General features: G+C 59.6%; 24 protein-coding genes. 10 read left to right on the top strand and 14 right to left on the bottom strand.

Features of this window, described 5'->3' with window-relative positions; translation table 11 throughout:
• Positions 1-22 precede the first annotated feature (22 nt).
• The 4 genes from AMM41_RS01175 to AMM41_RS01160 form a co-directional block, all read right to left on the bottom strand.
• Positions 23-559: a VOC family protein gene (locus AMM41_RS01175; protein ID WP_089952144.1), complete on the bottom strand. Its 537-nt coding sequence runs from the start codon at positions 557-559 to the stop codon at positions 23-25.
• 28 nt (positions 560-587) lie between these two features.
• Positions 588-776, bottom strand: coding sequence for a DUF2783 domain-containing protein (locus AMM41_RS01170; protein WP_089952142.1), 189 nt, complete (start codon positions 774-776; stop codon positions 588-590).
• Between the two features lie 193 nt (positions 777-969).
• Positions 970-2,661: an FAD-dependent monooxygenase gene (locus AMM41_RS01165; protein ID WP_089952140.1), complete on the bottom strand. Its 1,692-nt coding sequence runs from the start codon at positions 2,659-2,661 to the stop codon at positions 970-972.
• A 23-nt stretch (positions 2,662-2,684) separates the two neighbouring features.
• Positions 2,685-3,167 carry a MarR family winged helix-turn-helix transcriptional regulator gene (locus AMM41_RS01160; protein WP_089952138.1) on the bottom strand — a complete coding sequence of 161 codons (483 nt, stop codon included), beginning with the start codon at positions 3,165-3,167 and terminating at the stop codon, positions 2,685-2,687.
• A gap of 223 nt (positions 3,168-3,390) precedes the next feature.
• Here AMM41_RS01160 and AMM41_RS01155 point away from each other — a divergent pair, with 223 nt between their 5' ends.
• A complete protein-coding gene (locus AMM41_RS01155) occupies positions 3,391-3,891 on the top strand; it encodes an REP-associated tyrosine transposase (protein ID WP_089952134.1) in 501 nt (166 codons plus the stop codon).
• A 333-nt stretch (positions 3,892-4,224) separates the two neighbouring features.
• Here AMM41_RS01155 and AMM41_RS01150 read toward each other — a convergent pair whose 3' ends face one another.
• The 5 genes from AMM41_RS01150 to AMM41_RS01130 all read right to left on the bottom strand — a co-directional run bounded on the left by AMM41_RS01150 (position 4,225) and on the right by AMM41_RS01130 (position 9,240).
• Positions 4,225-5,733 (bottom strand): FAD-linked oxidase C-terminal domain-containing protein, encoded by a 1,509-nt coding sequence (locus AMM41_RS01150; protein WP_089952132.1) that lies wholly within the window; start codon positions 5,731-5,733, stop codon positions 4,225-4,227.
• A gap of 214 nt (positions 5,734-5,947) precedes the next feature.
• A complete protein-coding gene (locus AMM41_RS01145; RefSeq protein WP_089952130.1) occupies positions 5,948-6,823 on the bottom strand; it encodes a LysR substrate-binding domain-containing protein in 876 nt (291 codons plus the stop codon).
• A gap of 15 nt (positions 6,824-6,838) precedes the next feature.
• The gene (purU, locus tag AMM41_RS01140) at positions 6,839-7,699 is read right to left on the bottom strand and encodes a formyltetrahydrofolate deformylase (protein ID WP_089952129.1); all 861 of its coding nucleotides are present in this window, start codon (positions 7,697-7,699) and stop codon (positions 6,839-6,841) included.
• A gap of 56 nt (positions 7,700-7,755) precedes the next feature.
• Positions 7,756-8,565, bottom strand: a complete 810-nt coding sequence (locus AMM41_RS01135; protein WP_089952126.1) for a LysM peptidoglycan-binding domain-containing protein — start codon at positions 8,563-8,565, stop codon at positions 7,756-7,758.
• A 36-nt stretch (positions 8,566-8,601) separates the two neighbouring features.
• On the bottom strand, positions 8,602-9,240 hold the full coding sequence (locus AMM41_RS01130; RefSeq protein WP_089952579.1) for a rhodanese-like domain-containing protein: 639 nt from the start codon (positions 9,238-9,240) through the stop codon (positions 8,602-8,604).
• 284 nt (positions 9,241-9,524) lie between these two features.
• On the opposite strand from AMM41_RS01130, the gene AMM41_RS01125 reads away from it, so the two are divergent.
• Positions 9,525-10,838, top strand: coding sequence for an omega-aminotransferase AptA (locus tag AMM41_RS01125; RefSeq protein ID WP_089952577.1), 1,314 nt, complete (start codon positions 9,525-9,527; stop codon positions 10,836-10,838).
• A 56-nt stretch (positions 10,839-10,894) separates the two neighbouring features.
• Positions 10,895-11,977 (top strand): AbrB family transcriptional regulator, encoded by a 1,083-nt coding sequence (locus AMM41_RS01120; protein WP_089952124.1) that lies wholly within the window; start codon positions 10,895-10,897, stop codon positions 11,975-11,977.
• A gap of 100 nt (positions 11,978-12,077) precedes the next feature.
• Here AMM41_RS01120 and AMM41_RS01115 read toward each other — a convergent pair whose 3' ends face one another.
• The 3 genes from AMM41_RS01115 to AMM41_RS01105 all read right to left on the bottom strand — a co-directional run bounded on the left by AMM41_RS01115 (position 12,078) and on the right by AMM41_RS01105 (position 14,534).
• The gene (locus tag AMM41_RS01115; RefSeq protein ID WP_089952122.1) at positions 12,078-12,359 is read right to left on the bottom strand and encodes a BTH_I0359 family protein; all 282 of its coding nucleotides are present in this window, start codon (positions 12,357-12,359) and stop codon (positions 12,078-12,080) included.
• A 70-nt stretch (positions 12,360-12,429) separates the two neighbouring features.
• The gene (locus AMM41_RS01110; RefSeq protein ID WP_228769038.1) at positions 12,430-13,710 is read right to left on the bottom strand and encodes a DUF3108 domain-containing protein; all 1,281 of its coding nucleotides are present in this window, start codon (positions 13,708-13,710) and stop codon (positions 12,430-12,432) included.
• Complete coding sequence (locus tag AMM41_RS01105) at positions 13,707-14,534, bottom strand: IclR family transcriptional regulator (RefSeq protein ID WP_089952117.1); 828 nt, start codon at positions 14,532-14,534, stop codon at positions 13,707-13,709. Before AMM41_RS01105 ends, AMM41_RS01110 begins: the two co-directional genes overlap by 4 nt.
• A gap of 106 nt (positions 14,535-14,640) precedes the next feature.
• Here AMM41_RS01105 and AMM41_RS01100 point away from each other — a divergent pair, with 106 nt between their 5' ends.
• The 7 genes from AMM41_RS01100 to AMM41_RS01070 all read left to right on the top strand — a co-directional run bounded on the left by AMM41_RS01100 (position 14,641) and on the right by AMM41_RS01070 (position 20,812).
• Complete coding sequence (locus AMM41_RS01100; RefSeq protein WP_089952115.1) at positions 14,641-15,651, top strand: fumarylacetoacetate hydrolase family protein; 1,011 nt, start codon at positions 14,641-14,643, stop codon at positions 15,649-15,651.
• Between the two features lie 291 nt (positions 15,652-15,942).
• Positions 15,943-18,162: a 2OG-Fe(II) oxygenase gene (locus tag AMM41_RS01095; RefSeq protein ID WP_194944557.1), complete on the top strand. Its 2,220-nt coding sequence runs from the start codon at positions 15,943-15,945 to the stop codon at positions 18,160-18,162.
• Between the two features lie 344 nt (positions 18,163-18,506).
• Positions 18,507-18,749 (top strand): AbrB/MazE/SpoVT family DNA-binding domain-containing protein, encoded by a 243-nt coding sequence (locus AMM41_RS01090; protein WP_089952111.1) that lies wholly within the window; start codon positions 18,507-18,509, stop codon positions 18,747-18,749.
• Positions 18,749-19,093, top strand: coding sequence for an endoribonuclease MazF (mazF, locus tag AMM41_RS01085; protein ID WP_089952109.1), 345 nt, complete (start codon positions 18,749-18,751; stop codon positions 19,091-19,093). Before AMM41_RS01090 ends, mazF begins: the two co-directional genes overlap by 1 nt.
• 60 nt (positions 19,094-19,153) lie before the next feature.
• Complete coding sequence (locus AMM41_RS01080) at positions 19,154-19,366, top strand: type II toxin-antitoxin system RelB family antitoxin (protein ID WP_089952107.1); 213 nt, start codon at positions 19,154-19,156, stop codon at positions 19,364-19,366.
• Positions 19,350-19,619 (top strand): type II toxin-antitoxin system RelE family toxin, encoded by a 270-nt coding sequence (locus AMM41_RS01075; RefSeq protein ID WP_089952105.1) that lies wholly within the window; start codon positions 19,350-19,352, stop codon positions 19,617-19,619. Before AMM41_RS01080 ends, AMM41_RS01075 begins: the two co-directional genes overlap by 17 nt.
• 65 nt (positions 19,620-19,684) lie before the next feature.
• Complete coding sequence (locus AMM41_RS01070; RefSeq protein WP_089952103.1) at positions 19,685-20,812, top strand: DUF4172 domain-containing protein; 1,128 nt, start codon at positions 19,685-19,687, stop codon at positions 20,810-20,812.
• Here the strand turns inward: AMM41_RS01070 and AMM41_RS01065 are convergent.
• Complete coding sequence (locus AMM41_RS01065; RefSeq protein WP_089952101.1) at positions 20,788-21,255, bottom strand: DUF6998 domain-containing protein; 468 nt, start codon at positions 21,253-21,255, stop codon at positions 20,788-20,790. The two genes, AMM41_RS01070 and AMM41_RS01065, sit on opposite strands and share 25 nt — an antisense overlap.
• Positions 21,256-21,257: 2 nt before the next feature.
• Positions 21,258-22,709: an Asp-tRNA(Asn)/Glu-tRNA(Gln) amidotransferase subunit GatB gene (gatB, locus tag AMM41_RS01060; protein WP_089952099.1), complete on the bottom strand. Its 1,452-nt coding sequence runs from the start codon at positions 22,707-22,709 to the stop codon at positions 21,258-21,260.
• Positions 22,710-22,814: the final 105 nt, after the last annotated feature.

The raw sequence follows: 22,814 nt of genomic DNA, 5'->3' as shown, positions 1-22,814 counted from the left end.
GGTATCGGGCGTGTGAAGGTTTTCAGGAGGCCATGCTGCCGTCGTGCATCCAGGCGGCGTGCTTGGGGGCGCGCTTGGTTTGGCTCCACTCTTCGAGCATGTCCCACTTCACCTCGTCGAGCTTTTGCATCATCTCGGGCGTGCCGCAGTCGGCGGCCAGCTCCAGGCGGTGGCCGCTCGGGTCGAAGAAATAGATGCTCTTGAAGATGGTGTGGTCGACCGGGCCGAGCACCTCGACACCGCCCGCCACCAGCTTGTCTTTGGCCGCCAGCAGCGTTGCCATCGAGTCCACTTTCAGCGCCAGGTGCTGCACCCAGGCGGGGGTGTTTTCGTCCCGGCCCATTTCGGGCTGGCTGGGCAGTTCAAAAAATGCCAACACATTGCCATGGCCCGCATCCAGAAAGATGTGCATGTACGGGTCGGGCGCTTTGGTGGAGGGCACTTCGTTTTCGGCAATGGCCAGCACGAATTTCATGTCGAGGTGCTTTTGGTACCAAAGAACGGTTTCTTTGGCGTCTTTGCAGCGGTAAGCGACGTGGTGAACGGATTGAACGAGCATGGAAGTCTCCTGGAGAAAGGGGGGTGGGTCAGAGGTCTTGCAGGGCGGCGGTGATCTGCTGCTGAAACAGGGTTTCGTCGCCCAGGGCGTTGGCGTTGAGCAGCGCGAGTTTCACAAGGAACAACTGCGCCTTGTCAGCCCCCGCTTGGTCAATGGCGGTGGCCAGTGCGTCGTAGACGGTTTCAAGCCCGCCGATGGTGAGTTGTGTGTTGGTCATGGTTGTTCTTCAAGGATCTGGTCCTGTGAGGTTTGACGGTCAAGGCATTTTTGGGGGATCACGGTCTGTCCTTTGTGCCAATGTGGGAGCCCCGCCCTCGGGGCGATGGGGGGTGGTCTGCAAGGCCCGATCGCGGCGAGGGCACCGCTCCTACTCTACTGGGTGGATTCGATGCCAACATCATCGGGCCTGATCAAAAATGCGACAGCGCCTTGGTCAGCGCGGCTTGCAGGCGTGTGGCGTCCAGTGTGAGCCAACGTGCACAGATGTGCTGGTCGGGGCGCAGCAAATACGCGCCGCCGTTGGCGGGCACACCGTAGCGCTGGCGCAGGTGGCCGTCTGCGTCGGGCAAGTACTGGTCGGCACCCGCTACAGGCTGAGTCGCACCGATGGCGGTCACGTTCAATGGCATGCCTGTCAAGCGCGCTGCGCTGATCACCTGTTGCAGCGCCTCGGGCAATGCGCTGTCGGTGAAGTACAGCAGGTCAAAGCCGCCGCCCAGATGGTCGAGCAAAAAGTCGTTCGCGCCCAGACGCACGTTTTGCGGCGGTGCGCCGTGCGCCGGGCCGCTCTTGAACAAGCCGTTGTCGTCGCCCGTGCTGTTGAGCAGGGAGTGGGTGTACTCATGGGGCCTGGACGTGCGCCAGTGGTACAGCGGTCGCACAAACTCTTGGGTGAGCGAGAGCGACAGCACCGCGTCGCGCAGCAACCGAAAGCCCGGGCTGGGTGGTGCCATGAATCGGGTGCTTTTGCCCGCTTCGGTGATGATCTCGCGGGCTGCGCCCACACGTTCGGCGCTGTGGTTTGCCAGCAGGTTTTTACCCGCCAAGCCCTTGACCACAAAAGCCAGATGCCAGCCCAGCGACTGGGCGTCCTGGAAGGCCGTGTTCGCCCCGCGCACCCCAAAAATGGGCAGCAGGTGCGCTGCGTCGCCGGTGAAGATGACGCTGCCGTGCACAAAGTCGGGCAAGGTGAGTGTGCGGGCCGAGTAGACCGAAGACCAGTCCATCTCCCACTTGAGATCCGCGTGGCCGATCATGGCCAGCTGCGCGTCAATGCGTGCCTTGAGCGATTCGGGGCGAAGCGCCTCTTCGGGCGTTTCACCCGGGGGCAGCTGGTAGTCCACGCGCCACATGCCGTTGGGTTCGCGGTGCATCAAGATGGTGTTACCGGGGTTCCACTCGGGGTCAAAAAAGGCCAGGCGCTCGGTGGGGAAGGGCAGATCGATTTTGATGTCGGCGATCACGAAAAAGCCTTCGTAAGAAGCGCCTTCCATTTGCAGGTTCATGGCACTGCGGATGCTTGAGCGGCCACCATCGGCGGCCACCACCCAGTCGCTCTCCAAGGCGTAAGGGCCTTCGGGTGTGTCCACTTCGAGCACGGCATAGCCGTCCTTCTGGTCAATTTTTTCCAGCTTGTTGCCCCAGCGGAAGTCGATCAGGGGGTTGGCTTTGCAAGCGTCGTGCAGGTACTCCTCCATGAACTGCTGCTGCACGTTGATGATCGGGAAAAACCGGTCATCGGGGTCGTGCGGCGCTTCCATGCGGAACACGCGCTGGCCCCGGTAGTAAGAGTTGCCAAAGCGCCAAGGCAGACCGCCTGCGGTCATGCGGTCAGCCACGCCGACTTGCTGCAGGATTTCCATCGAGCGGCGGGTGAAACAAATTGCCCGGCTGCCCTGCGAGAACTGCAACTCGGCTGACAGCACCACGCTGGGCACGCCGTGACGGGCCAGCTCCAGCGCCGTGACCATGCCGGCGGGGCCTGCGCCGACGATCACGACCTTTTGGCGGTCTTGTGCGGGGTGTGCCGAGGGCAGCCAAGGCTTGAAAACCTGGTAGTTGTAATAGAGCGAAGGACGGGCTTCGGTGTTGGGGGTGTGCATGGTCTGGTGTTGAGGTTTGAGGATCAGCGGTGCTGGATGGTTGACTGGGCACCCTGCGGGGCCTCCGTGACAACGCCCGGCCGGGCATGGGCAATCAGCCGGTCAAACAGGCTGCTCAATGTGGCTTGTTCTTTGTCGGTCAGGCAGCCAAAAATGTCTTGGTTACGTTGGTGCACCATGGCCATGGCACGCTCGAACACCTCGCGTCCGGTCGGTGTCAGCGTCAACACCACGCCCCGGCCATCACCCGGGTGGTCGGCTTTGAGGACCAGCCCTTGATCGACCAGCGCTTGTGCTGCGCGGCTGGCTTGGCCCTTGTTCAGGTTGCCTTTGTCGGCCAGTTCTTTGACCGACAAAGGTTCAAAAGTCCCAATGGTTGTCAGGCACCGCCCGTCGCTCATCGACAGGCCCGTGCGCTCTGGATAGACCGACTGGCTGTCCATGTCGGTCAGCTTGTGCAGTTGGTGCAGGCGGTAGGTCAGCGTGCGGTCGAGTGGCGTGTTCATGAAATGAGCGGGTTGTAGACGGGATATATTAAGGTAATTTGGTTGCGCACGCAACCAATTGGGGTTGATGAATTTTTGTAGGTCGGTGGCTTCAGCCCCGACATGGTGGACCACATGCACTTGTCGGGGCTGAAGCCACCGACCTGCAAATGCCTTGTCAAAATGAATGCTTGATAACTCATAAAAAGAGTGGCTCAATCCAGTCAAAAAGGGAGAGCCCGCCATGCAATACCGTCGATCGAACATTCCAGGTGGCACTTACTTTTTCACCGTCGTGACCCATCAGCGTGCACCGTGGCTGCGAGAGGCGTGTGCGGTGACCGCCTTGGGTGATGTGATGAGGAAAGTGCGCGAGTACCGGCCCTTTGAGACCCTGGCGATGGTGGTGATGCCTGATCACCTGCATTGCATCTGGCGCTTGCCTGCCGATGACGCTGATTTTTCGACCCGCTGGATGCTGATCAAGCAAGGCGTTGTGCATCGCTTGCGCGGGCGCAATGGCGTTCAGGCCTTATGGCAATCCCGCTTTTGGGAACACACCTTGCGTGACGAGCGGGATGTGGAGCAGCACACGCACTACATCCATTTCAACCCGGTCAAGCATGGGCTTGTGCCGCAGGTGTGCGATTGGCCGCACAGCACTTTTCATCGGTATGTGAAGAACGGCATTTACCCTGCTGATTGGGGCACGGGCCCCAGCGTGTTGCCTGGCGTCAGAGAGTGAAGCGTTTGTAGGTCGGCGGCTTCAGCCCCGACAAGTGCGAGCGGTTCATCATGTCGGGGCTAAAGCCGCCGACCTACAGAAGACTACCAAGCCACGGTTTTCCGTAGGTCGGAGCTTCAGCTCCGACGACGCCTTCGGTGGCGTTGCCGATGCCAGATTTGCCAAGGTCGCACGTCGGGGCTAAAGCCGCCGACCTACAGAAGACTACAAATCCACGGGTTTCACGTAGGTCGGAGCTTCAGCTCCGACGACGTCTTGGTGGCGTCGGCGATGCCAGATTTGCCAAGGCCGCACGTCGGGGCCAAAGCCGCCGACCTACAAAAAACCAACAGTTCAAAACCTCGGCAAATCCGGGTGCTTGATGGCCCCCGCCCGCACCAGCATCTTGCCGTATTCGGCGCAGCGGTTCAGCGTCGGAATCACTTTGCCGGGGTTGAGCAAGCCCTGCGGGTCAAAGGCGCGTTTGACCGCGAACATCTGCTCGTTTTCTTCGGCTGAAAACTGCACGCACATGCTGTTCACTTTTTCGATGCCCACGCCGTGCTCGCCCGTGACGGTGCCGCCCATGGCCACGCTGGTTTCGAGGATCTCGGCACCAAACAGTTCGCAGCGGCGCAGCTGGTCGGCGTCGTTCGCGTCGAACAGGATCAGCGGGTGCAGGTTGCCGTCACCCGCGTGGAACACGTTCAGGCAGCGCAGCGCGTATTTGGTTTCCATCTCGGAGATGGCTTGCAGAATGTCGGCCAGGCGCTTGCGCGGGATGGTCGAGTCCATGCACATGTAATCAGGGCTGATGCGGCCCGACGCCGGGAAGGCATTCTTGCGGCCACTCCAGAACTTCATACGCTGGGCTTCGTCGCGGCTCACGGTGATGGCGGTCGCACCGCAGCCGCGCAGCACATCGCTCATGCGGCCGATTTCTTCTTCCACTTCTTCGGGCGTGCCGTCGCTCTCGCACAGCAAAATGGCCGCTGCGCTCAGGTCGTAGCCTGCGTGCACAAAGTCTTCGACGGCAATGGTCATGGGGCCGTCCATCATCTCCAAGCCCGCCGGGATGATGCCGGCCGCAATGACAGCGGCCACCGCATCGCCCGCTTTGCGAACATCGTCAAAGCTGGCCATGATGCAGCGGGCCAGTTGGGGCTTGGGCACCAGCTTGACGGTGACTTCGGTGGTCACGGCCAGCATGCCTTCGCTGCCCACCAGCACGGCCAGCAGGTCGTAGCCTGAGGTGTCGAGCGCGTCGCTGCCAAATTCAATCGGGTCACCTTCGATGGTGAAGCCGCGCACTTTGAGCACGTTGTGCACCGTCAGCCCGTATTTGAGGCAGTGCACCCCGCCCGAGTTTTCGGCCACGTTGCCGCCGATCGTGCAGGCGATTTGGCTGGACGGGTCCGGCGCGTAATACAGGCCATGGGGCGCTGCCGCTTCGCTGATGGCCAGGTTGCGCACGCCGCACTGCACCACCGCTGTGCGGCTCACGGGGTCGACGGTCTTGATTTGGTTGAAGCGCGCCATCGACAGGGTCACGCCCATGCGGTGCGGCATGGCCCCGCCCGACAGGCCCGTGCCTGCGCCGCGCGCCACCACGGGCACTTGCAGCGCGTGGCAGGCCCGCAGCACGGCTTGCACTTGCGCTTCGGTTTCGGGCAATGCCACCACCAAAGGCCGCTCGCGGTAGGCGGTCAGGCCGTCACACTCATAGGGCGTGGTGTCTTCAGGGGTGTAGAGGATGGCGTCAGACGGCAGCACCCGGCCCAGGGCCTGCACCACGGCGCGTTGGCGCTCGGCACGTTCGGTGGCGGTCAGTTGCTGTGTTTCGTCAGGGGTGTGGGCGCTCATGGCAGTCAAGACCTTTGGTGAAGCTTCAACTGTAAGCGCAAGCCCGGTGCGTGGGGCTGAAGAATCTTTGAGGGACTTGTGAATTTGCTCGCATGCGGCATGGGTCGTGTCATCGCCGAGGCTCAAATGTGAGAGCCCCGCCCTCGGGGTGAATGCCAGTGCACAGCGAAAGCCTGATCGCGGCGAGGGTGCCGTTTCTCAAGAGAAATGCCCTTCAGGCCAGTGCTTTTTTCAACCAGTCGGCAAAAGTCGCGCATTCCCAGCGCTCCATGGTGCCGGTGCGCCAGCACAGGTAGTGGGCGTGCGGGCTGGGCACGCTGCGCTCGAACAGGCGCACCAGTTGGCCGCTTTCCACCCAAGGAGCGCCCAGCTTGGTGCGGATCAGGCCCACGCCCAGGCCTTGGGCTGCGGCGTCGCACATCAGGCCGATGTCATTGAAGGACGAGCCGTCGATGGGCTCAGGCCAGTCCAGGTCGTGCGCGGCGAACCAGGTGCGCCAAGGCTCCAGCGGGCTGCGCAACAAGGGCACGCGCTGCAGATCTTCCACGCTGCTGAACGGTCCGTTTTCGCGCAGCCAGGCGGGCGAGGCCAAGGGCGTCACATCGTCTTTGGCCAGGCAAATGTGCTCCACGTCCGAATAGCGTCCGGTGCCAAAACGCACCGTCAAATCGGCGTCTTCGGCCACCACGTCCAGCAGGGGAATGCTGACCTGCAGGGTGATGTCAATTTCGGGGTAAGCGTCCAGAAAATGTTTGAGCCTGGGCATGAGCACCGAGCGGGCAAAAGTGGGCGTGACCGCCAGGCGCAGCTTGCGGCGGCCGGGCGTGTTGCTGGCGCTGGGAAAGCGCTGCAGCGACACCAGGCCTTCACGCACATGGGCCAGGTATTCATTGCCTTCGGTGGTAAGCGAAAAATCGGCCCGGCCAAACAGTTTGGTGCCAATGATTTGTTCGAGCTGCTTGACTCGGTGGCTCACCGCGCTGGGCGTGACGCACAGCTCTTCGGCCGCCTGCGTCACGCTGCGCAATCGCGCCAGGGCTTCAAAAGTCAAAAGGCACTGAATGGGCGGGATGCGTGAGTTGGCAGACATGACAGCAGGCCTTTTTTATTTGAAGATCACGGTTTTGTGGCCGTTGATCAGCACGCGGTGCTCGCTGTGCCACTTGACGGCGCGCGCCAGCACCTGGCTTTCGGTGTCGCGGCCTTGTGCCGTGAGGTCTTCCACCGTCTTGCTGTGGTCCACACGGGCCACGTCTTGTTCGATGATCGGGCCTTCGTCCAGATCGGCCGTCACGTAGTGGGCGGTGGCCCCAATCAGCTTCACGCCCCGGTCGTGCGCTTGGTAATAAGGCTTGGCCCCCTTGAAGCTGGGCAAAAAGCTGTGGTGGATGTTGATGGCGCGACCGGCCAGCTTGCGGCACAGGTCGTCGCTCAAAATTTGCATGTAACGGGCCAATACCACCAGCTCGGCACCTTCGGCCTGGATGATTTCGAATTGCTTGGCTTCAGCCTGTTGCTTGGTGGCGGCGGTCACCGGAATGTGGTGAAAGGGCACGTTGTAGCTGGCCGCCAGTTGGTAGAACTCGCGGTGGTTGCTCACGATGGCGCGGATGTCCAGGGGAAGCAAGCCACTTTTCCAGCGAAACAGCAGGTCATTCAGGCAGTGGCCTTCCTTGCTGACCATGATCACGGTGCGCATGGGCTGCGCTGTGGCGTGCAGGTCCCACTTCATGTCAAAGGTCTGGGCAAATGCGGCCCACTGGGCGTTCAGGGTGTCGCCGTCGATCTGGTCACAGGCAAACTGAACGCGCATGAAAAACAGACCCGTGTCGTGGTCGTTGTACTGGGCCGCTTCTTCGATGTTGCCCCCTCGCTCCAGCAAAAAACCCGAGACGGCGTGCACGATGCCGGTGCGGTCAGGGCAGGAGAGGGTCAGGATGTAGGTGGTCGTCGCAATGGGATTCATGGGGTGAGATTGTCGCGCATTGCACAAAGTACCTGCCATCCGACCCCATCAAACCTTCAAGCTGGGACCCGCAGAACTTGGCCCGGGAAAATGTGTTCGGGGGCGGCCAGCACCCTGGGGTTGGCTTCAAACAGTCGTTTGTATTGGTGGGGGTCGCCGTACATGCGTCTGGCAATCGCCCAAAGGGTGTCACCTGTACGCACAACGTAGGTTTGTGCTTCGGCCTCGTGCAGGGTGGCCTCTTTTTTCAGTGCACCGGTCAGTGCATCTTGGGTGGGAAGGGCTTGTGAAGCTTTGTGCGAGGCAAGCACCGCTTTTTCTAAATCTTGGGCTGAGGCGTGGCTTGCGGTGGCGGTGACGCGATTGGTCACTGATCGGTTGTGCGCTTGCAGGGCGTCAGGTTGGGTAGCCAAACGGTCCAGGTGCGCTTTGACTTGTTCCGGCGTTTCTTGTGACTGTCGCAAGTAGTCTTGTTGTGCCTGAACAAATTGCTTCTCGTTGCCCGATGGTGGGGAGACATTTTGCAAAGAGGCCGAAACGGCGGCTTGCAGGGTTGAGGTGCTGTTTGTGGGTGAGGGGCGGGTTTGCGTCAACGATGAAGCCGCAGCTTGGGGCAATGGGGTCGTGGGCGCCGTTGCGGCCAAAGACGATGTGGGTTGGACAGGGGCTGGCCACACGGACAGTGTGGCCACTGAAGGTGTGGTGGCTGGTGGCGTGGCTTGGTATTGGCCGAACAAATAGCCTCCCATGCCGGTGGCGAGCAAGGTGGCGACGAGCCATGCGGCTTTGTAAAGGCGGCGATGTTCGGCTTCGTGGGCGGTGACGATGCGCCCGTTTTTGATGACAACGTCAGGAATGGCTTGCATGAGGGTTCTCCAAAAAAAGGGACAGGTGAGGACTTCTCAGGAGGGGGTCACCGCAGCGGGCACCACGGTGGTCAGGCCCAAGGACTTCCAGGCTTGCATGCCACCCCGGTAGTACTTGAGCTTGGCGGGCGGATAGCCCAAGCTGAGCAATGACCGAATGGCACGCGAAGATTGGTCGCACCAAGGACCGTTACACCACAAGGCCAGGGACTTGGCTTTTTGGTAGTTCCAACGTTTGTTGCTGCCTTGTTCTGCCCCCAAGGCGCTCAGGATCTGGCCAATGTGCGGGTTGTCGGCTTTGATGACCGTGAAGGGAATGTTGATGGAGGTGGGGATGGTTTCGATTTTGTGGAAATCAGGCAAGCGAGCGTCGATCACCAAGCCTCTGCCGCTGGGCACTTGCTGGCTCATGAAGTCCAACAATTCCAACTCGCCCAAGGTTTCCACGCCAGGCGCGACGACCATCGCATGGATACAGAACTCCGGACAGGGGCGAGAGGTTTTGGCGAAGTCGTCAATGATTTTGTGGCCCGTGTCTTGGATGCGTTGTATCCGCACGGCTTGCCCCCCATGAACCACATCCACAGCACTCAAAGTGGGCGTGATTTTGACTTTGAGCTCTTGTGCTGCCAAGACGCTGGAGCCCAGCGCGGCCCACAGCAGAATCCATGGCATTGTTTTTGATGTGTGCATACCACCTCATATTTAATTAAAAAGCATTCTTTTATTTTGATGGATTCTGGTCGTCAGGAACAGGGGGTATCCGTTCGGGGAGAAGAAAAATGCTGCAAACGGTGTGTCAAAGTGGCTTTGAGAGGGGGTATTGAGGTCTCGGTCTCATCAGCCCTGCATTGGCTTTGTGTCATTCACGCGCCTGCATGGGGCGTGGCCGTCCTTTAAACTAGGATTCCACCTGATTCAACCCAAGGAGTGCGTTCGTGAACAACCATGACATCCCCATGGACAACCAATGGTTGCCCTTCACCCCCAACCGCACATTCCGCCAGGACCCCCGGGTCTTTGTGGGGGCCGAAGGCATGCACTTCACCACGCACGATGGCAAAAAGGTCATCGACGGCATCTCCAGCCTGTGGTGCGTGGGCGCGGGACACAACCGCAAACCCATCAACGAGGCCATCAAAAACCAGCTGGACACGCTGGACTACGCCACGGCTTTTCAGGCCAGCAACGACAAGGCCTTCAAAGCAGCGCAGATGATTGCCGACATGGCCCCTGGTGACCTGAACAAGGTGCTGTTTTGCAACTCCGGCTCGGAAGCGGCCGACACCGCCCTGAAAGTGGCGCTGGCCTATCACCGCGCTCGGGGCGAGGGGCACCGCACGGTGTTCATTGGGCGTGAAAAGGGTTATCACGGCGTCAACTTTGGCGGCATGAGCGTGGGTGGCTTGCCGGCCAACCGCAAGGCATTCGGTGCACAACTGCTGCCCCGGGTTGACCACATGCGCTTCATTCATGACCCGGTCAACCACCCCTACATCCACCACGAAGAACCTGTGTGGGCCGAAGACCCGCTGCTGGAGCTGGAAAACCGCATTTTGGTGTTGCACGATCCGAGCAACGTGGCCGCCGTGATCGTCGAGCCCATTGCAGGCAGCGCGGGCTGGTACATCCCGCCCCAAGGCTATGTCAAGCGCCTGCGCGAGATTTGCGACAAGCACGGCATCTTGCTGATTTTTGACGAGGTGATCACCGGATTTGGTCGCTTGGGTGTGAACTTTGGCGCTGACTTTTACGGCGTGGTGCCCGACATGCTGAACTTCGCCAAGGCCGTGACCAACGGCGTGATTCCCTTGGGCGGTGTGATTTGCCGCGATTTCATCTACGACGCGATGATGAACGCCAATTCACCGCAGCATGCCATCGAGTTTTTCCACGGTTACACCTATTCCGGTCACCCTGTGGCTTGCGCAGCGGCCATTGCCACGCTGGACTTGATGAAGGAAGAAAACCTGTTTGCCCGCGCGGGCCAGCAAGGCCGGGTGCTGGGCGACGCGATGCACAGTGCCTTGAAGGGCTTGCCCAACGTCATTGGCATCCGCACGCTGGGTCTGGCTGGCGCGGTCGAATTGGCCAGCATCCCCGGCACGCCTGGCAAGCGGGCCTATGACATCTTCATGGACTGCTTCCACAAAGGCGTTTGGGTGCGACCTGCGGGCGAAAACATTGTCATTTGCCCGCCCTACATCGTGGAAGACGCGCACATCGACCAGATTGTGCAGACCGTGGCCGACAGCATCCGCCGTCACGCCTGACGGCCCTTTGATGACCATCACCCGACCGCCCGTTTGGGCGGTCTTTTTTTGAGCCGATGAATTTTCATGACCTGACCCGTGTGGCGCTGACCTTGCTGCTGGCGCTGGTTGCTGCCGAGCTGTGCGTGTGGCTGCACACCCCCATTCCCTGGATGCTGGGGCCTTTGTTGGCGACGGCGCTGGCTTCGGTACTGGGTGCGCCCACACGCAGTGCCCACATGCTGCGCAACGCCGGGCAATGGGTCATTGGCGCAGCTTTGGGCCTGTATTTCACGCCGCAAGTCAGCGCACTGGTGGTCAGCCTGTGGTGGGCGATTGTGCTGGCTGTGCTTTGGGCGCTGGTGCTGGGCGGCTTGTTTGGCCTGTGGCTGCAGCGTCAACATGCGGCCGATTTTGCGCACCTGCCGCCCGGTGCAGGGCGAGCCACCAGCTACTTTGCCAGTGCCATTGGCGGCGCGTCCGAGATGACCTTGCTGGCCGAGCGCCATGGGGGACGCACCGATTTGGTGGCGGCAGCGCACAGCGTAAGGCTGGTCATTGTGGTGATGTCGGTGCCTTTTGCGATGCAGTGGGCGCAAAGCCATTGGGGCTTGCAGGTCGATGCGCGTTTGTTGTCGGGACCGCGTGTGGCGCAGTGGCCTGGCTTGTTTTGGCTGGGGCTGGCCACGGCAGCAGGTGCGCTGGTCATGAGGTGGCTCAAGCGCAGCAACCCGTGGTTCATGGGCGCTTTGCTGGCCTCGATGTGCCTGACTCTGTCGGGCGTGAACTGGTCGGCGGTGCCGACGGACTTGTCGAATGCCGCGCAGTTGGTCATTGGCGTGAGTCTGGGGGTGCGGTTTCAGCGTGAGTTTTTGCACACCGCGCCGCGCTGGTTGGTGTCGGCCGCGATCGGCAGTGGGGTCATGATGGCTTTGTCCGTCGGGTTTGGCGGCTTGCTGGCCTGGGCCACCGGGCTGCACCCGGCCACGCTGATTTTGGGCACTTCGCCCGGTGGCATTGCCGAGATGGCGATCACGGCCAAGGTCTTGCAGTTGGGGGTGCCCGTGGTCACGGCGTTTCAGGTTTGCCGTCTGGTGGCGGTGCTGATGTTGGTGGGGCCGCTGTTCCAGTGGATCAACAGGCGTAAAAAAACCGCCTGAGGGCGGTTTTTTGCAGCTTGGTGGCTTGAGCCCCGACAGGATGGATCACCGGTGTTGGTCGGGGCTGAAGCCACCGACCTGGAGCCATCGCCAAGTGGGGTCAGTGCACTACCACAGGCTGCTGGGCCAGACCTGTGTAGCCTTCTAGCGTGTCTTCGACTTCTTCTTGCGTAGGGGTGTGCTGCTGCCAGGCTTGAATTTGTTGCTGAAACATTTCGGCCCAAGAGCCGTCCAGGTACACCTCTTTGCCCGAGCGTTTGTCCACGATTTCAAAACCATGTCGCTCCAGCATGGGTTTGCTGGGGGCGGGCGATGATTCGCTGGGTGCATTGGCCAGCATGTGCATCACAGCAAAAGTTTCAGATTCATAGAGCAAGTTCATGACTTTATTCTCCCTCAAGTTGTCCCCGTCAAGTCAGGCGGTTTGTAACAACGTGAGTCGCAAGGGGTTTTTAACCGGGTGTGTTGCTGGCGGGCAAAGGGGACAAGGGGGCTTGGCCTATCAGGTTCAGGTCAATGAAGTTGCCGTTGACTTGGGTGATGCGAATGCGCACGGGCAACCACTGGTGTTCGCGGGCCACCCAAAACTCGACTTGGGCGTCAAAACGGTTGCGCGGTTGACACACCCATTTGGTGGCCTGCAGGTCCACGCCATTGGCGGTGATGGTTTCCACCTTGTCCAAGGTCAGCAGCCAGGGCAAAGCGTCGCGCACGGTGGCAATCTGGATTTGCAAACGGGTGCCCGGCACAAAACGTGCGCCATCGGCGGCCATGGCAGCCGCCAATTGGGCGTACAGGCTGATTTGGTCTTGCGCACCGGCTTGCAAAACGGCCGTTGGTGCATTGCTGCTGAACACGATGCGCTGGCCAGCCTGGTCAAAATGGCTGGCACGTTCGCTGCGCCAACTGTCCGAAAACCGGATGGGCTGCAGTCCTGTGGATGAAATTTGTCCTTGGCTGCGCCATTGCCGCGAGCCAAGCAAAAACGCTTTGACCGTCAGTGTCATGTCGTAGCGGGCATCGTTGTGTTGCCAGCTCAAGCTGCCACTGGCGGTGTACTGGAGGCCTTTTTCTTGGCCTGTTAAGCGGTAACTGAGCAAAGTCGAAGATGGCACTGCGCCCAAAGGGATGCCGGGCAGGGCCATGGTGGCCGACGCAATCGGCTCCGCTGGCGTGATCGGCACAGCTTGGGGTTCGGCCGGTGACGATGCGTCCACCCTTGGATTGACGGGGGGAGTCACCTCAGTGGGGGGGGCGCTGGTCGGTAGATCGGTTGTGTTGGTGTTGTTGGGATCAAGCTGGGCCAAGGGCGCTGAATGGGGGGCTGAAGCCGAGGCATCCGGTGGGGCTTCATCGGGTGCTTTGGCCACGTCGTCAGGGGTGGCGGTGACTGCCAGCTCTGGACTTTGGGCTGGGGCCGGCACCGGTAGTGAAGGCTTGGGTGCAACAGGGGGCTTGACCACTTGCGCTATGCGGGTTTGGCTGGGCGCCTGAGGTTTGGGCATTGAAAGACGTATGGGGCTGACGGTGGCGCTTGCAATGGTGCGGGTTTGCATGGCACCCACGCGCGTGGGCGGGTCTTGCAAACGCCAGATCCGAGCATCACCCATGCCCAACAGCAAAGCCATGTGCACAGCCAGCACCGCCACCGCCAAAAGCAAGAGCGTCTTTTTGGCGGGTCTGCCCGTCCGTGAAGAGAAGGGGTGCGGGGCCGTCATGGACGCCGTGCTCAAGTTGGACGCCAACCCAAATCGCTGGAAAGCAAGGCGGCAAATGCACGCAAAGGTTTGGCCACCGAGCCGTGCCAGTCCGTGTCCAGCGTGGCAGAAGAACCCAAAGCCACCACGCCCAAGGCCAAATGCCCGTCGGCATTGAACACAGGCGCACAAAAGCCCGAGATGCCGGGCAACAAGACGTTGACCACCCGACCCAACCCTTGGTGGTGGGTTTCTTCCAAAATGGCACGCACTTGGGCCTGTGTCGAGGGCAAGTCGGTGCGACCGAGTTTGCGAACCAAAGCCAACTCCGATTCGATCATGGGTTGGGCTTTGTCGACCCCACCGCCGTGGCCCATGAAGGCGGCAAAACAACGGCCGGTGGCGGACGACAGCAAAGGCATCACATCGCCCAAGCGCAAATTGACCGGCACGGTCAAGGGGGTCTCTTGCCAATGGACCAGCGTTGGGCCACGGTTTCCCCAGACCGCCAAAGCCAAAGTGTGGCCGGTTTGGTCCAGCAATGTTGGCAATCGCTCACGCGCCAGCTTGACCGCATCCAACCGAGACAATGAGGCCAGTCCCAAGCGCAACGCGGCCGGGCCGAGTTCGTAGCGGGTGTTGCCATCTTGCACCACCAAGTGCAGGCGTTGAAAACTCACCAAATAACGGTGTGCCTTGGCTGCGCTCATGCCCGCCGAGCCCGCGAGGTCGCGCAGCATGAGAGGGCCAGGGGCTTGTGCCAGCACATCGAGCAGTGCAAAGCCCACCTCAACCGACTGGATGCCCGCGCGTTCTTTGTCCTCAATCAGGGGGGTGTCTGCGGGTCTTGGGCTGGGCATATGGTCTAAAATTAATTTTTCCGTTTAGTTAAATGAGTTTAACAATACGTAATTTTGCCGTGTTTCCCCATGTGAGCAGCGGCCACCACACAAGGACACCTTCAAGATGAAATTGGCGACCTACAAAGACGGCTCACGCGATGGTCAGTTGGTGGTGGTCTCGCGTGACCTGAGCACCGCGCATTATGCGACGGGCATCGCCAGCAAGCTTCAGCAAGCGCTCGATGACTGGAATTTTCTGGCACCCCAACTGCAAGACCTGTACACCACCTTGAATCAAGGCAAAGCCCGTCACGCTTTTCCCTTTGACCCCGAGCGCTGCATGGCCCCTTTGCCGCGTGCCTACCAGTGGGCCGATGGCTCAGCGTATTTGAACCATGTGGAACTGGTACGGGCCTCACGCAACACCGAGGTGCCCAGCAGCTTTTACACCGACCCTCTGATGTACCAGGGCGGCAGCGATGATCTGTTGGGCCCCTGTGACCCGGTGGTGTGCGCCAACGAAGCGTTTGGCATCGACTTTGAGGCCGAGATCGCGGTCATCACGGGGGATGTGCCCATGCAAACCCCCGCCGACGATGCCATCGAGGCCGTGCGCTTGATCATGCTGGCCAACGACGTGAGCCTGCGCAACCTGATTCCGAACGAGTTGGCCAAGGGCTTTGGCTTCTTGCAAGGCAAACCTGCCACTGCCTTCAGCCCTGTGGCCGTGACGCCCGATGAACTCGGTGAGGCTTGGAAAGGGGGACGCGTGCACTTGACCATGCAATGCACCTGGAATGGCCGCAAAGTGGGCATGTGCGAAGCCGGACCCGAAATGACCTTTCATTTTGGCCAGCTGATCGCGCACCTTTGCAAAACCCGCCATGTTCGCGCAGGTTCCATCGTGGGCAGCGGTACGGTCAGCAACAAGAGTGTGCAAGTCAAGGGCAAGCCACAATGGCCCAAAGGCTACAGCTGCATCGCCGAAAAACGTGCCATCGAAACCATCCAGGACGGCCAGCCCAGCACCGAATACATGAAGTACGGCGACACCATCCGCATCGAGATGAAAGGCCTGAACGGTGAGAGCGTGTTTGGAGTGATTGAGCAGGAAGTGGTGCCTTTGCTAGGGTGACTTGCAAGCAAAAAGTCTTTTCAATTGATCAGCGCATCGGTCATCGGCATGGGCGGATGGCGTCACAACAGCGTGTTTGAAAACGCTATTGGCGCTTGCCCTGCGCCGATAGGCACGTTGTCTTGACGCCATGTTGACGCCATTCAAAGGCGTGAACCATCTGTGCAAAAATCAAAACACTGTGTCCAATCCCGTGACGTCTTGTTCTGTTTTTGTATGACGATCCCCGCCATTGTTCAAGCCCTCATCGCTGAAGCACCCCTTGATCTTCCGGCCCCAAAGGCTGGATCGGTGCCAATAAGTTTCCATGCCCAAGGCGCTTTTCCTGTGCAGGCGCTGTCTGTAAACGTGAAAGGTCTGGGGGCCTTGCCGCCATTTTTGCAAGCTCCCGAGCTGGGCCGATTGTGCGAATTGGCCAGTGCAGCCTCGTTCGGTTTGCGCGATCAAACCTTGCTCGACAAGGCGGTTCGCGATACCAGCGAGATCAAAGCCTCTTCCATAACGCTCTCGGGTTGGGACGCCGTGTGGCCAGACATAGAAGTGTCTGTACAGCAAGCGATGGGGCTGCAAGGCGTGCCCCTGCAAGCCCACCTGCACAACGCGCTGGTTTATGGGCCGGGGCAGTTTTTCAAGATGCACCAGGACACCGAAAAAATGCCGGGCATGGTGTTGACCTTGGTGCTGGTCTGGCCCTGCGCGCATTTGGGGGGGCATTTGGTGCTGCATCAGGGGGACGATGTGCACCGCTTTCAGTCCGAGCATTTGCACACGGACCAGATCCAGTGGTGTGCCTTTTATGCCGATTGCCACCATGAGGTGCGCCCTGTCCAGCAAGGCCATCGGGTGGTGCTGACCTTCAACGTGGTCCTGCGCCCTGATTCAACGCAGACCAAGACAGCACACAGTCCGGCTTTGCAGGCGGCTTTGCAACAGCACTTTCAGCCGCAAGATGGTGCATCTTCCAAACAGCGTCTGGTGGTCTTTCTGGACCACGAATATTCACAAAAGGGATTGAGCTGGGGCTTGCTCAAGGGCCATGACAGAACGCACGCACAAGCCCTGCGCAGCGCAGCCGATGCGCTGGGTTTGCGCGTTTACCTGGCCTTGGCCGAAATTCACGAAATGTGGACGGCCAATCTGAGCGATGTGGACTACCGCAGGCCTCACAAAAGACAGGCAGAGCCCGAGCGTGACGAACTCATTGAGCACAGCACCACGCTGGACCATTGGGTGGACACCAACCATGTGGTGCAAAAAATCGGACACCTTCAAGTGCGTGACCACGACATTGTCAGTCTCCGGGAGACCGATGAAGACGATCTGGTCAACTCCGAATATGAAGGCTACATGGGCAATTACGGCGAAACGCTGGACTACTGGTATCGGCGTGCCGCAGTGGTGTTGTGGCCCCAGTCGAGTGAATTGCTGCAACAGTTTGACCTGGATGCCGACAAGGCCTTGCAAGCTTTGGTGGCGCTGGCGGGCCAATCCGAGCAAGCGGCCAAAGTTCTGAGCACGGTGCAGGCCGTTAAAGCGCGATTGCTCCGTTTTCAAAGCGAAAACCCCCAACGCTTTACCGACCAGTGCCTGATTGCCGCCAGTTTGTCAGACCCGCAACTGGCGCTTGAGTTGCTGGAGACGGCCTCGCCATGGGTGTTTGTCGCGGGGCACGCCGGTGGCTTGGCCGTCTTGGTCAAGGCGCATGGCCAGAAGTTCTGCGATGAGTTGCTCAGTCGTTGGCTGCAAAAGCATGACCTGGAGTCTCAGGTAAAACGCGTTCTCAGTGAATGGGCATACAGCTACGGCGGTACAACATTGCGAGAGCATTTGCTGGGGCAGACCGAGCTGATACCCGCCATGATGCAAGCGGGGCTTGACTTGTCCTGGATTGAGCGCTTCGCACAGGCCAGGTGCCAGCTTTGGCAACAACTTGAATCCCAATGGATCACTTTGACGCCCCAAGCGCGTGATACGGCATGGCCTTGGCGCAGCCAATTTGCGGCCGAACTCATTCGCATCGGATTGCTGTTACCCAGCACCCCACTGGCCGCTGACGTGGTTCGTCAACTGAATGAAGGTTTGGGCTCCCACTCGCTCGTTGTGCTCAGCCCCCTGTTGATCGAATTGGACAAAGTGGCGCACGCTGTTGCGGGTTGGTCCACTTTGCGGGAACGTGTGAAACAGGCCTTGGATCTGTCACTGGCCAAAGCCCTGCCCGAGCAAGGCGACTGGTCCATGGTGGTGCCGGTCATGCGCTGTCAATGCGCCGATTGCCGACAAGTGATGACCTTCCTGAAAAATCACGACAGCGCAAACGTGTTGCTGGCCATGGCAGAGGCCCGGCGAAAACACATCCTTGAAGAGTTTGGTCAATCCGGTCTGGGGCTGACGATGGAGGTGTTGCGCCAAGGTTCACCCCACAAACTGCGCATCAGCAAGCCGGCCAACTTGCGCGAAAAGGCCGCACAGCAGCGTGTGCAGCATGAACTGTGGCGTGCTGCTCTGGGCTGATGGATGGTGCAGACCTGAAAACCGATTTGTGAATTGATTCGACCTGCGTGAAGTTTTCAATCTTCACAGGTGTTGTCGATCGTTGGCTTCAGCCTCGACTTTGTGTCAGTGCAGAGCGGCGCAGACTGGCACGGTGTTCACTGAAAAATGCGCCGTGCAAATGTGGCACGGACACCCGCCAACCAGCAGAAATTCGAGGCCAAGCAGGCTGCGGTGCCGGTGCAAGCACTGGATGCTCATGACGCGATGTGATGGCTTGATTGAGAGTCGGCCATATTGGAAAACGGCAAGCAGCCTCAAATCCACCGAATGTATCTACAATGTAGACACAAAAGGAGAATGACATGGATGCCGTTATCCGCAAATGGGGCAATAGCCCTGCATTGCGCCTGCCAAGCGCAGTCATGAAGTCGGCCGCATTCGACTTGGAGCAGCACGTCATCATCACGGCAACGAAAGGTCGAATCGTCATCGAGCCCGCTACCCAGCCCGAATACAAATTAGAAGACCTGTTGGCAGGCATGACCGACGAGAACACCCATGACGCGGTGGACTTTGGCGGGCCAGTTGGGCAGGAAGCCCTCTGATGGTCACGCGAGCCTATGTGCCAGAAGCCGGTGACATTGTTTGGCTAGAGCTCGACCCACAAGCGGGACATGAGCATGCCGGTCATCGCTCAGCACTGGTACTCAGTCCGTCGGCTTACAACGCTAAAAAGGGGTTAATGATCTGCTGCCCCTTGTCCACGCAAATCAAGGGCTACCCTTTTGAAGTACTGACTCAAATCAGCGCAAAGCCGTGTGTGGTTTTGTCGGACCAGGTCAAGTCACTGGACTGGCGCGTGCGCAAAGCCCAAAAGAAGGGCGCGGTGTCTGAAGAGGTGCTGCAGGAAGTTCGCGCCAAGATCAAGGCGTTGCTGCAGATTCGTTGAGTTGGTGGAAACAGATTGACTGGCTATACTTGTATAGCAACTGTTCAAAGGGAATCAACCATGCTTGCCATCCGCCTGCCCGAAAGCATCGAAACACGCTTGGGTCAATTGGCCCAAGAGACCGGTCTGACCAAGACCGCGCTGGCGCGCGAAGCCATCCTCGAACACATCGATGACCTGGAAGACTATTTCCTGGCTGAGGCCCGCGCACGCAAGAACCGCAAAACCATTTCACTGGAAGACGTGGAGCGCGAGCTTGGCCTGGCAAATTGAATTTGACCCGGACGCCCTTAAGGACCTGCGCAAACTCGATCAGCCCATCCAGATCCGTTTGGTGGGTTTTCTGCGCACACGCGTCAGCAGCTTGACCAACCCCCGCGACATCGGCGAAGCACTTTCGGGTCAGCGCTTGGGCAGTTACTGGAAATACCGCGTGGGTGACTGGCGCATCATCTGTGACATCCAGGACCAGAAAATCCTGGTGCGCGTGCTGCGCATCGGTAATCGGCGTGAGGTCTATCGATAGGGTTTGAAGCGTAAAAATGCCATTTACGCTTCACGAATGAAGCGCAAATCTCTAAAATACGCTTCATGTACCTCTGGCAATTCCCTTACTGGCCTGAATTTCAGGTCGATCTGGCCGCGCTGCAACCGGCGTTGGCCGCTGCACGCTATGCACAAGGGCGGTCAATGGGACTCGCCAGCCATCTGCAACTGATGGACTTGGGCGCATTGGAACTGCAAGGCTGGGCCGACGAAGCCATCGCCACGGCGCAGATCGAAGGTGAGATTCTGCAAGTCAATTCGGTGCGGGCCTCAGCCGCCCGGCGCTTGCGCATGGCTGACGCCAAAGCGCTAGATCGTGATGCAAGGACCGAAGCCACGCTCGACGTGCTGCAGGCGGCCATCGAACAAAGCCAGCAGCCCTTGAGCCACGACACTCTGTACGGCTGGCAAGCTGCCTTGTTCCCTACCGGACGCAGCGGCATCCAGAAAATACGCACTGGCGCTTACCGCGACCATGCCGAACCCATGCAAATCGTGACGCCCCGCATGGGTAAGCCCGACATCGTGCACTACCAGGCACCCGATTCGGCCGACGTGCACGCACAGATGACGCGGCTGATTGAATGGTTCAACAGCAGCTTGAGCAAAACCGATGGACTGGTGCGTGCGGCGCTGGCGCACCTGTGGCTCGAAGCCATTCACCCCTTTGAAGACGGCAACGGCCGCGTTGGAAGAGCGCTGGTTGAAATGGCCCTGGCGCAAGACCTGAAAACCGACAAACGCTTGTGGAGCCTGTCGCAGCAAATGTGGTTGGACCGGGCAGGCTACTACGCCCAGCTGCAAGCGGCCACCGGACAGGCCAACATGGATGTGACGCCTTGGGTGCAATGGTTCGTGGGCTGTGTGCACAAAGCAGCCGATGCCACCTGGGACCACATGCAAGCGGCCATGCGCAAAACCCGCTTCTGGTCAGAACTGCGCGAGCAACACCCGCAGCTCACGCCCACACAAACCAAGGCGATCAACAAACTTTATGACGTGGGGCCTGAGGGATTTGCCAACGGCATCAGCACCGAGAAATACGTGAACCTGTGCCGCGTGTCGCGCGCCACGGCTTACCGTGAACTCACGGCGCTGTGCGAGATGGGGGTGTTGGTGCAGACCGGGGCGGGGCGGGGGACGCGGTATCAGCTCAATTTCGGCAAGCGCTGAGCCTGGGTAACCTGTGTATCCATCAGCTTTTTTAAAGTTGAAAGGGCGACAGGATGTTGGCCATTTTTTTGCAGCCTTTTGCCACAAACATCCCACACACAATCCCCTGGCCCATTGAAAATTTCCTCTGACTGTCCATTCGGAAAGATGCGCAAGACAATCAGATGCTCTGGCTTGCTTCGCAGTGCTACACCCCTGTTACCTTGTGTAGCCTTAATCTGAACTTCTCGACCATCCTTACTGACGGCATCATGGCCTGGGTGCGAGTTGGGATACAGATCAAGCCCATACGTGTGGGCAGCAAGTACTTCCCCAAGACTTCCGACAAGATGGCCGTCTGGGGTAAATTTTTTATTTTTGGTCTCAAACAGCAACTCCAATTCAGCGACCACCTTGTACAAGTCACGTACAAGTCGTGGGACTTCAGTGATCGCCGAATCCATGTTTAGCCCAGCTTCTTCATCAACAAAGCGTTCACCTGCCCCGGATTAGCCTTGCCCTTGCTGGCCTTCATGATCGGACCCACCAAACCATTCAGGGCTTTGGTGTTACCCGCCTTGAACTCTTCCACGATCTTGGGGTTGGCGGCCAGCACGTCGTCGATGATCTTTTCCAGCTCACCCGTGTCATTCATCTGCTTGAGGCCTTTGGCTTCGATGATGGCGTCGACTTCGCCTTCGCCGTTCCACAGGCCTTCAAACACCTGACGCGCGGCGTTGTTGCTGATGGTGTTGTCGCTGATGCGGCCGATCAGGGCGGCCAGTTGGGCCGCACTCACGGGCGCTTGCTCAATCGCCATTTCGCTCGCGTTCAGGCGGCGTGAGACTTCGCCCATGATCCAGTTGCTGGCCAGTTTGGCTTGGCCGCAGGCTTTGGCCGTGGCTTCAAAGTAGGCGGCAACCGCCTTGCTTTGCGTCAGCTGTGTGGCGTCGTATTCGGGCAGGGCGTAGTCTTTGACGAAGCGCTCGGCCATGACACGCGGCAGCTCGGCCATCTCGCCTTTGACGCGCTCGACCCAGTCGCGGCCGATCACCAGTGGTGGCAGGTCTGGGTCGGGGAAGTAGCGGTAGTCAGCGGCGTCTTCCTTGGTGCGCATGGCGCGGGTCTCGCCCGTGTCGGGGTCGAACAGCACGGTGGCTTGCTGGATGGTGTGGCCGTCTTCGATTTGGTCGATTTGCCACCGCACTTCGTAGTCGATCGCCTGCTGCATGAACTTGAAGCTGTTCAGGTTCTTGATCTCGCGGCGTGTGCCCAGCGGGTCACCAGGTTTGCGCACCGACACGTTGGCATCACACCGGAACGAGCCTTCTTGCATGTTGCCGTCGCAGATGCCGATCCAGGTGACGATCTTGTGCAGCTCTTTGGCGTATGCCACGGCTTCTTCGCTGCTGCGCATGTCGGGCTGGGTCACGATTTCCAGCAGGGGCGTGCCTGCACGGTTGAGGTCAATGCCGCTTTGCCCAATGAAGTCTTCGTGCAGCGACTTGCCCGCGTCTTCTTCGAGGTGGGCACGTTCCAGGCGCACGGTTTTGCGCACGGTCTCTTTGCCCACTTCCAGAAAGAACGACACTTCGCCGCCTTGAACGACAGGGATCTCGAACTGGCTGATCTGGTAGCCCTTGGGCAGGTCGGGGTAGAAGTAGTTTTTGCGGGCAAAGATGCTGCGCTCGGCGATGTGCGCGTTGATGGCCAGGCCAAATTCAATCGCACGTTCCACAGCGCCGATGTTCATCACGGGCAGCGTGCCGGGCAAAGCCATGTCCACCGCGCAGGCTTGTGTGTTGGCTTCAGCGCCGAAGGCGGTGGGCGCACGGCTGAAAATCTTGCTGTGGGTCGAGAGTTGGGCGTGTGTTTCGAAGCCGATGACGACTTCGTAACCTTGGACGAGTTTGCTCATGGTGTGTTTATCCGGTGAATCACAAGTGGCCTGTGGCCGTCACTGCGAGGAGCGCATGCGACGCGGCAGTCCATGGATCGCCACGCTTCGCTCGCGATGACGCAG

Origin of the sequence: Limnohabitans sp. 2KL-3 (assembly GCF_001269405.1) — a bacterium.
GTDB lineage: Bacteria > Pseudomonadota > Gammaproteobacteria > Burkholderiales > Burkholderiaceae_C > Limnohabitans_A.
The sequence above is the reverse complement of the archived record's forward strand: the minus strand, read 5'-3'. Positions and strand labels throughout refer to the sequence as shown.